The 7,938-nt window shown below is 63.9% G+C and carries 10 protein-coding genes; 3 read left to right on the top strand and 7 right to left on the bottom strand.

The genetic code is table 11. From position 1 onward, the window contains the following. Positions 1-103 precede the first annotated feature (103 nt). The 4 genes from ADN01_RS19905 to ADN01_RS10345 form a co-directional block, all read right to left on the bottom strand. Entirely contained in the window at positions 104-334 is a 231-nt protein-coding gene (locus tag ADN01_RS19905) for a hypothetical protein (protein WP_075071115.1), read from the bottom strand. A 67-nt stretch (positions 335-401) separates the two neighbouring features. After that, positions 402-1,841: an MBOAT family O-acyltransferase gene (locus tag ADN01_RS10350; protein ID WP_062419761.1), complete on the bottom strand. Its 1,440-nt coding sequence runs from the start codon at positions 1,839-1,841 to the stop codon at positions 402-404. A gap of 4 nt (positions 1,842-1,845) precedes the next feature. Next, the gene (locus tag ADN01_RS19635; protein WP_160318410.1) at positions 1,846-1,983 is read right to left on the bottom strand and encodes a hypothetical protein; all 138 of its coding nucleotides are present in this window, start codon (positions 1,981-1,983) and stop codon (positions 1,846-1,848) included. Beyond that, on the bottom strand, positions 1,968-2,366 hold the full coding sequence (locus ADN01_RS10345) for a hypothetical protein (protein WP_062419762.1): 399 nt from the start codon (positions 2,364-2,366) through the stop codon (positions 1,968-1,970). Before ADN01_RS10345 ends, ADN01_RS19635 begins: the two co-directional genes overlap by 16 nt. 167 nt (positions 2,367-2,533) lie before the next feature. On the opposite strand from ADN01_RS10345, the gene thrC reads away from it, so the two are divergent. The 3 genes from thrC to ADN01_RS10330 all read left to right on the top strand — a co-directional run bounded on the left by thrC (position 2,534) and on the right by ADN01_RS10330 (position 4,962). Then, positions 2,534-3,592, top strand: a complete 1,059-nt coding sequence (thrC, locus tag ADN01_RS10340) for a threonine synthase (RefSeq protein WP_062419763.1) — start codon at positions 2,534-2,536, stop codon at positions 3,590-3,592. Next, positions 3,589-4,518, top strand: coding sequence for a homoserine kinase (gene thrB / locus ADN01_RS10335; RefSeq protein WP_062419764.1), 930 nt, complete (start codon positions 3,589-3,591; stop codon positions 4,516-4,518). Before thrC ends, thrB begins: the two co-directional genes overlap by 4 nt. Positions 4,519-4,719: 201 nt before the next feature. After that, positions 4,720-4,962 (top strand): SWIM zinc finger family protein, encoded by a 243-nt coding sequence (locus ADN01_RS10330; protein ID WP_062419765.1) that lies wholly within the window; start codon positions 4,720-4,722, stop codon positions 4,960-4,962. Between the two features lie 130 nt (positions 4,963-5,092). On the opposite strand, the gene ADN01_RS10325 is transcribed toward ADN01_RS10330, so the two are convergent. The 3 genes from ADN01_RS10325 to ADN01_RS10315 are packed head-to-tail and all read right to left on the bottom strand — an operon-like array spanning position 5,093 to position 7,931. After that, on the bottom strand, positions 5,093-5,977 hold the full coding sequence (locus tag ADN01_RS10325; RefSeq protein WP_062419766.1) for an MBL fold metallo-hydrolase: 885 nt from the start codon (positions 5,975-5,977) through the stop codon (positions 5,093-5,095). 40 nt (positions 5,978-6,017) lie between these two features. Next, complete coding sequence (locus ADN01_RS10320) at positions 6,018-6,920, bottom strand: PfkB family carbohydrate kinase (RefSeq protein ID WP_062419767.1); 903 nt, start codon at positions 6,918-6,920, stop codon at positions 6,018-6,020. Between the two features lie 27 nt (positions 6,921-6,947). Further along, the gene (locus ADN01_RS10315) at positions 6,948-7,931 is read right to left on the bottom strand and encodes an inorganic phosphate transporter (RefSeq protein WP_062419768.1); all 984 of its coding nucleotides are present in this window, start codon (positions 7,929-7,931) and stop codon (positions 6,948-6,950) included. Positions 7,932-7,938: the final 7 nt, after the last annotated feature.

The raw sequence follows: 7,938 nt of genomic DNA, 5'->3' as shown, positions 1-7,938 counted from the left end.
ATTTTGACCACATGCGCCCGGTGGAAAACCCCGCCTACCAGCATGTGGGCGCGGGCGCGGCCCGCGACAGCAACGGTATGGTTTACTACGTGCTGCATGCGGCTTATTCGTCGGGCGGGGGCGGCTCAGCCGTGGGCTGGGCCGGGGAGGGCTGCGCCGGGGCCGCCGCAGTTTCGGCTGGCGCCGGGGCGGGGGTATCCGCCGCCGCGGGGGCCGTCTGCGTGGGCACGCCCGCCGCCTGTGAGGGTGTGGCGGCGCAAGCGGCCAGGCTCAACAGCAATCCCAGCCCTGCCGCGCCAATCCCCCATCGAATGTGTGCAAAAGATTTGATCATAGGACGTACCTGATAAGCGTTTCGCTTCAATTGTACTCGTGTGCTCGATCCGGGTTCCGCGCCGCGCCTACAGGCCCAGCAAAACGCGGAACACCCGCAGCGCATCCGCCGCGGTGGGCAGGGCAAACCACACCCATCCCAGGCTGACAAAGTGAAAAGTCAAGATCACCCCACCGCCCTGCGCCAGGGCCTTCAGCCGCGGGTGATCTTCCAGGCGGGCCGCCAGGGGCTTGGCCCAATCGGAGTAGCGGTTCTGCACAAAAATGCCCAACCCGTGCCACACCCCCCACAGCACAAAGTTCCAGGTCACCCCGTGCCACAGGCCGATCAGCACCATCGTGCTCAGCTGGGTGATCAAAATCACCCAGGGGATGGCCAGAGGCGGTTTGGCCGAGCGCAGGGAGCGGGTGAGCGGGTTAAAAAAGTAAGCCCGGAACCACTGGGTGAGGGTCATGTGCCAGTTGTTCCAGAATTGGGTTAAATTGGGCTTCAGATAAGGCGCGTTGAAGTTCTCCGGCAGTTGAATGCCGAACAGGCGCCCCAGGCCGATAGCCAGATCGGTGTAGCCGCTGAAATCCAGAAAGATCTGCAGGCTGTAAGCGTACAGGGCCGCCCAGGCCCAGCCGGTGGACTGCAATTGCGCCGCGTTTTGCGGCCCCAGGGCGGCCATGGCCAGCGAATCGGCCAGCACGAATTTTTTCAGCAGGCCCATCGCCAGCCGCGGCCCAGCCGCCATTAAATCCACCGAGAGGGTTTCCAGCGGTTTACGCAGGTCTTTGATGAACCGCTCCAGCCGGTCAATCGGCCCGGCGGTGAGGGCGGGGAAGAACAGGGCATACACCACGTACTCGCGCAGATTGACCAGCGGCAAACGGCCCGTCTGGCGGTCTCGCAGGGTGTGAATCAGGCGGAAGGCGATGTAGCTGAAACCCAGCCAACGCAGATCGCTGGCCGCCGCCCGCGCCGCGGACTGGCCCACCAGGGTGCGCAGGCCCGCGCTGACGCCCTCGGCCAGCACCGGCACTTTGATGGCCAGAAACAGCAGCAGCAGGGCCGCCATGCCCGCGCTGAGCCAGCGGGACTGCGGGGACGAAAAGCGCATCCAGAGCGCGCTGACCCCCGCCAGGATCACCAGCCCTGCTGCCACCAGGCCCAGTTGGGGCGGGCGGCTGGGGGTGATGACCCCCTCCAGGCTGACAAAGCGCGTCAGCGCCACCGCCAAAACCACCCCGGCCAGCACCCCCAAGGCGGTGTAGTTCTCACGCCCGCCGCGGGCCTCACGCGGGGTGGTGAAAATCCAACCCCAAACGGCCAGACCCAGGGTGGCCAGGGGCAGCCAGAAATCCAGGTTGCGGATGGGCATGGCCGGCTGCAGCCAAAAGACGGCCAAAGCGCTGACCGTCAGCAGGAACCAGCCGCGCCCGCCCTCCGCCGCCGGACGCAAAGAAAGCGCCAGGCGAAAACCCAGCGCGATTCCCAAAAAGATCAGCAGCTGCGTCAGCGACACGAGATCAAAAACCCTGATAAATCCACAACGGTGCGCTGTCGGCGGTCAACAGGATCACCGCCAAAACAATCAGGCACAGCACCAGGGCCCACAGGTTTTCGCGCGAAAAAACGCGCCGCAGACCGTTTACCGGTAGCCGCATACCCGCCACTCGCCGCCTTCCTGCACCACCTGATAGGTCTGGCCCGCCAGGTCGAGTTCCTGCTGTTCGTTGTTGTACGTGGCCAGGATTTTGCCTTCGCAGCTCACCAGGGTGGTATCGCCGTCCGTGCCAGTCACCTTGCAGGCCATCTGATCCAGGCTGGCGGTCACACCGATAAACGCGTCCATATCCAATAAAGCGTTTTCTTCCCAGGCCTGGCAGGAAGCCGTGGACAGTTGATCCGCGTCCTGCGCCACCAGGGCGGTCAGGTAATTTTCCACCGTCTGGGCCGCCGCGTCCGATTTTGCCCCGCCGCCGCAAGCCGAAAGAAGGAACACCAGCGCCAACAGCGCGATCATGCTTTTCCAGGTGTGTGCAGACATGCTTAAGTCTCCTTAGGTCAGTTCAAACTGGTGAGATTATACCATCCCATGCCGTGCGCGCCAAAAAAACAGACGCACCCCACCCAAGAAGGCTCACCCGTTTTCACCCAGAAAACGCGGCTTCACAGTAGAATCACAGCAAAGAACTTTCTCCAAGGAGCCGCCCCATGACTTATGCTGGCGTACTGGCCCGCTACCGCGCCTGGATGGACATCCCTGCGCACACCGCAGACATCACCCTGCTGGAAGGCAACACCCCCCTCATCCCCGTGCCGCGCCTGGCCGAAGAGATGGGCGGCGGGTTTGAGCTGTACATCAAGTTTGAAGGATTGAACCCCACCGGCTCATTTAAAGACCGCGGCATGACCGTGGCCATCAGCGAAGCCGCCGGTCGCGGGGCGCGCGCGGTGATCTGCGCCTCCACCGGCAACACGGCCGCCTCGGCCGCCGCCTACGCCTCGCGGGCCGGGATGCGCGCCATTGTGATCATCCCCGAAGGCAAGGTGGCCGCGGGCAAGCTGGCAGGGGCCACGGCCTACGGGGCCGAGGTCATCCAGATTTCCGGCTCGTTCGATGACGCCCTGTCGCTGGTGGTGGAAATCAGCCGCCGCCACCCCGTGGCCCTGGTCAATTCCCTCAACCCCTACCGGCTGGAAGGCCAGAAAACGGCCGCGTTTGAGATCATCGAAACCCTGGGCGCCGCCCCGGACTGGCTGTGCCTGCCGGTGGGCAACGCGGGCAACATCTCAGCCTACTGGATGGGCTTCACCCAGCACCATGCCGCCCAACAAAGCGGCCTGCCGCACATTTTGGGGGTGCAGGCTGCTGGTTCGGCCCCGCTGGTGTTGGGGCACCCCGTGGATCATCCCGAAACCATCGCCACCGCCATCCGCATCGGCCGTCCCGCGCGGGGTGAACAGGCCTTGCAGGCTGCCGAAGAATCTCAGGGGCGCATTCTGGCGGTGAGTGACGATGAAATTCTCTTCGCCCAAAGGCGGCTGGCGGCCAGCGGGGTATGGGTGGAACCGGCCTCGGCCGCGGGGATCGCGGGCATGTTTGCCGAAATCCGCGCCGGGCGCATGCAGCCGAAAGGCCAGCGCATCGTGGCGGTGTGCACCGGCCACGGCATGAAAGACCCCGACATCATCGCCCGCCAAATGCCCGCCCCGCGCCTGCTGCCAGTGGAGCTGCGCGCCCTGGAAGACGCCGTCCTGGAGGAAAAATGAGCCTGCCCCAGCGCATCACCGTGCGCGTGCCCGCCACCACCGCCAATTTGGGGCCGGGGTTTGACTGCCTGGCCCTGGCCCTCGACCTGTGGAATCGGGTCACCTTTCGCCTGGATGAATCCGCGCCCGCGGGCAGTGTGCAGGTGTGCATTCACGGGCGGGGCAGCAGCTATCTGCCGCTGGACAGCCGTAACCTGACGGCGCGCGCCTTTTTGCGCCTGTTTGAACACGCCGGTGTGCCCGCGCCCAGCGCCTCGATCGAATGTACCAACCGTCTGCCGTTGGGATCGGGGCTGGGTTCCAGCGCCTCAGCCGTGCTGGCGGGCTTGCTGGGCGCCAACGCCTGCCTGCCCCAACCCTACCCTAAAGAAACCCTGCTGACCCTGGCGGCAGAGATGGAAGGCCACCCCGATAACGCCGCCGCCGCCCTGTGGGGTGGGCTGGTCATCGTCACTTCCGCACGCGCGGGCGGCCATATCGTGCGCAAAGTGCCCAGCCCCCGCCTGCAAGTGGCCCTGGCCGTGCCGTCTTACCATCTGCCCACCCAGCAGGCGCGCGCCGCCCTGCCCAAAAGTGTGTCCCTGGCCGATGCGGTCTTCAACCTGGGGCGCACCGCCATGGTGGTCGAAGCTGTCCGCCGCGGGGATCTATCCCTGCTGGCCGAGGCCCTGGATGACCGCCTGCACCAGCCCTACCGCCTGCCCCTCATCCCTGGGGCTGCCCAGGCCCTGCAGGCCGCCGCGGAAGCTGGAGCCGCCGCCGCGGGGCTTTCGGGGGCCGGCCCCAGCCTGATCGCCTTTTGTGCCGGGGATGCCCAGGCCGTCAGCCAGGCCATGTGCGCCGCCCTGCGCCAGGCCGGTTTGGAATGTGAGGCTTTTGTGCTGCGCACCACTTCCCAGGCGGCCAGCGTGCGCGTGCAGGCCTAAGCTGGGGCACGGAAATCCGCGGCCTGTTTCGGTTGACTTTCCCCCGCAGATGTACTATCATAAGAAAAAGCATGGGAGCGTAATCCGCTATGCGAGAGTTTGGAGAACCCCAAATTGAATAAACTATGAAAGGCGCGCGGGGCAGCCGCGTGCCTTTTTGTATCAAAACCCAACATTCGGCGAAAGGAGAAATACACGACCATGGATTACGGCATGATCGGCAAAATCGAAAAAGCAAAACGTTATTCACAAGAACGCGAGCGCTTCCATTTTTCTTCGTTCTCGGTGACGATGGATGGGGCGAATAATGCCCACAAAGTGGACTATGATAACGGTGTTTGGAAATGTGATTGCGATTTCTTTCAATCGCGGGGCCGCTGCAGCCACACGATGGCCCTCGAATTCATCCTGGAAGGCATGATCGTCCCTCTTCCGGAAGCCTAAGCACCAGCCGCCTGCATTCTCAGGCCCCAGGGCGCAAAATCCCTGGGGCTTTTGCCTTTAAAATCACCAGAGGAACCCTGAAAGCCGGGCTCCTCTGGCCAAAGGATTGATCAAACTGCCTCATTCCGAATCAGCAGGTAAGAGCCACGCTTTCGCTAAAACAGCGCGCTTCCACCGGCAGGTTCGGCGCCAACTGGCGCAGGCGGCTGCGCACCAGGTCGGCATGAGTCTCATCCCAATAATCCTTGGGCTGGCGGCCCAGCTCGTGCAGATGGGTGAGGATCAGATGAGCGGGCTGCAGTGCCAGCGCAAAGCGGCAGAACGCGTCCAGCAAGGGCGGCTCTTCCAGCAGTGCGCAGCCCCGCCCCAGCCACACGTGCGCAAAGGCCCAATCCACCCCGCCAAAAGCGGGGATCTGCGCGGCGTCGTAGGTGCGCGTATCGCCGGGGAACAGGCAGCGCATGCCCCCAAATTCCGCCAGAACCCCCACCGCCGGAACGCCGCGCGGTGGGCCCTGGGGGGCTTCAGGGCGCGGCTCCCAATGCAGGCCGGGGAAAAGCGTCAGCGCCACGCCGTCCACCTCAATCCGCTCCAGCATCCTGGGCACAATCACCCGCACCGCGGGGACGCCCGCCTGCTCCACCACCGGCGCATACAGGAATTCCGGAACCACCCACCAGATGGGTGCGCGGCGCAAAGCGTGGATCAAAGCCAGATCCAGATGATCGGCGTGGCGGTGGGTGAGCACCGCCAGGTTGAGCGGGGCCAGCCCGTGCTCCAAATCCACAGCGGGGGCGGCGGGCAGCCGCGAGCGCTGGTCAAACGGATCAATCGCCCAGCGCGTACTGCCGGTGCGCAGCAAATAATTGGCCGAATACATCACCCACAGGCGGTCTTCCGGCTCATCCGCGCCCCATTGAGTCACCATCGCCTGCCAATCCGCCGCATAGCGCGCTGCGCGCCGGGCAGCGGTGCGGCGGATAGTTTCGGCGGCAGCGGCGGGATCGCGCAGCATCAACGGAGGCTCCAATGCGGGTCTGGGATGCGCCAGGGGTTTAGCCCACCGTCTGGCGGTATTTACTGGCGATAAAGGCCTCCACCTCAGGCACCGAGCGGTTGAAGGGGCCCAGGGCTTCCATCTTCAGGCTGGTCACGGCTGCCGCCCACAAACCAGCTTCCTGCGGGTTCATGGACAGGCGCTTGGAAAGGTACGTGCCCACGCAGGTATCGCCGCGCCCGCTGCGCCCCACCAATTGCGCCGGGTAAAAGCCGTATTCATAGGTCGCACCGCGGTCGTAGATCAGCACGCCGTCTTTATGCGTCAGAACGATCTCAGCCGGGCCCATCTGCGCGTAGATCTTGGCCGCCTGATAAATATCCTTGGTGCCGGTCAGGAACTCCGCTTCCACGGCGTCGCTCTTCACCACGTCCACCTGGGCCAGGGTGGCTTCCATCTCCGGCCAGGGTTCATAGATCAGGCTCTGGCCGCGCAGCACGCGCACAAAGCCCTGCATATCCGCCGCCACCAGCGTGCCGCGCTCGCGCAGCGCGCGGATCACATCCAGACCCACCTCCCCGCGCAGGCTGGAATTGATGGCCGCGGCGCGGGTGGTAAAGCCGTCCACATCGGCGGCAGTGATAGAGCCCGCGATCCCGGCCACCGTCAGGGTGCGGATGTCGGGGTCGGTGGTGGGGTATTCCAGCTTCATCAGGGTCGAAGAAGGGCTGTAGGTGGCAAAGCAATCCACCCCGTTGGCCTGCAGTCCCTCCACCACATGCACATCTTCGCGCGATAGGCGCGTGACCACCGCCGTTTTCAGGCCCAGGCGCGCCGCGGCGTTGGCCGCATAGTTCATCCCACCGCCGTCCACGTAGCGCGTGCCCGCGGGGGTGATGATCGTATCTTTGGTGTAATTACCAATAAAAACCACGTCGTAAGCCGACTGCTGATTCGCCATAAGAAATGCCCTTCTCAGATCAGAGAGTTAAAAGAATTTGGATATCAGCCAATAGACGCCTGCGCCCACCGCCGCAGACGCAGGGATGGTGAGAACCCAGGCTGTGATAATTTCCTGCGCCACATGCCAGCGCACTTTGTTGGCGCGTTCTCCTGCCCCCACCCCCATGATGGCCGAGCTGACCACCTGGGTGGTGCTCACCGGGCCGCCGATGAGCGAGGCGGTCAGGATGACAGAGGCCGAGGCCAACTGTGAGGCAAAGCCGTCCACCGGCCGGATCTTAAAGAACTTGCCGCCCAGGGTGCGGATCAGACTCCAGCCGCCCACCGCCGTGCCAAAAGCGATCATCCCCGCGCACATCACAATCACCCAAATGGGGACCTTGAACTCCTGCAAATACCCGCCGGTCACCAGCGCCAGGGTGATGATGCCCATCGATTTTTGGGCGTCGTTGGCGCCGTGGCTGAGCGCCAGAGCTATGCCGGTGATCATCTGGCTGCGCTTGAAGATGCCGTTCACCCGCGGTGTCGCGTTCCACGCCAGAATGTAGATCAGGCGCAGGACCAGGAACCCAACCACAAAGCCGATGATGGGCGAGGTGAACAGGGTCAGCAAAATCTTCTCAATCCCGGCCATCTGAATGGCCTGAAAACCGGCGGCCATGCTCACCGAGCCAATCAGCCCGCCGATCAGCGCGTGGGAAGAGCTGCTGGGAAAACCCAGATACCAGGTGAGCAGATTCCACACAATCGCGCTGGCCAACGCCGCCACCAATACCAGGGTGCTGATGGTTTCTGCCGCGACAATCTCATGCCCAATGGTCTTGGCCACCGCCACGCCAAACAAGAAGGGGCCGCTGAATTCGGCCACAGCCGTAACCCCCAGGGCAACCCGCGGCGAAAACGCCCGCGAAGAGATCATGGTCGCCACCACGTTGGACGAATCGTGGATGCCGTTCAAGAAGTCAAAGGCCAGCGCCAGGACAATGACGACAATCACCAAGGTAGTCATGCATGCC

The organism is Levilinea saccharolytica (genome assembly GCF_001306035.1).
In the GTDB taxonomy this organism is placed as follows: domain Bacteria; phylum Chloroflexota; class Anaerolineae; order Anaerolineales; family Anaerolineaceae; genus Levilinea; species Levilinea saccharolytica.
This window is presented reverse-complemented; position numbering and strand designations above follow the sequence as displayed.

What these genes read in the sequence shown, in the direction of transcription:
- ADN01_RS19905 (WP_075071115.1), bottom strand. Translation starts at nt 334, where the DNA reads ATGATCAAATCTTTTGCACACATTCGATGGGGGATTGGCGCGGCAGGG.
- ADN01_RS19635 (WP_160318410.1), bottom strand. Translation starts at nt 1,983, where the DNA reads ATGCGGCTACCGGTAAACGGTCTGCGGCGCGTTTTTTCGCGCGAAAAC.
- ADN01_RS10345 (WP_062419762.1), bottom strand. Translation starts at nt 2,366, where the DNA reads ATGTCTGCACACACCTGGAAAAGCATGATCGCGCTGTTGGCGCTGGTG.
- thrC (WP_062419763.1), top strand. Translation starts at nt 2,534, where the DNA reads ATGACTTATGCTGGCGTACTGGCCCGCTACCGCGCCTGGATGGACATC.
- thrB (WP_062419764.1), top strand. Translation starts at nt 3,589, where the DNA reads ATGAGCCTGCCCCAGCGCATCACCGTGCGCGTGCCCGCCACCACCGCC.
- ADN01_RS10330 (WP_062419765.1), top strand. Translation starts at nt 4,720, where the DNA reads ATGGATTACGGCATGATCGGCAAAATCGAAAAAGCAAAACGTTATTCA.
- ADN01_RS10325 (WP_062419766.1), bottom strand. Translation starts at nt 5,977, where the DNA reads ATGCTGCGCGATCCCGCCGCTGCCGCCGAAACTATCCGCCGCACCGCT.
- ADN01_RS10320 (WP_062419767.1), bottom strand. Translation starts at nt 6,920, where the DNA reads ATGGCGAATCAGCAGTCGGCTTACGACGTGGTTTTTATTGGTAATTAC.
- ADN01_RS10315 (WP_062419768.1), bottom strand. Translation starts at nt 7,931, where the DNA reads ATGACTACCTTGGTGATTGTCGTCATTGTCCTGGCGCTGGCCTTTGAC.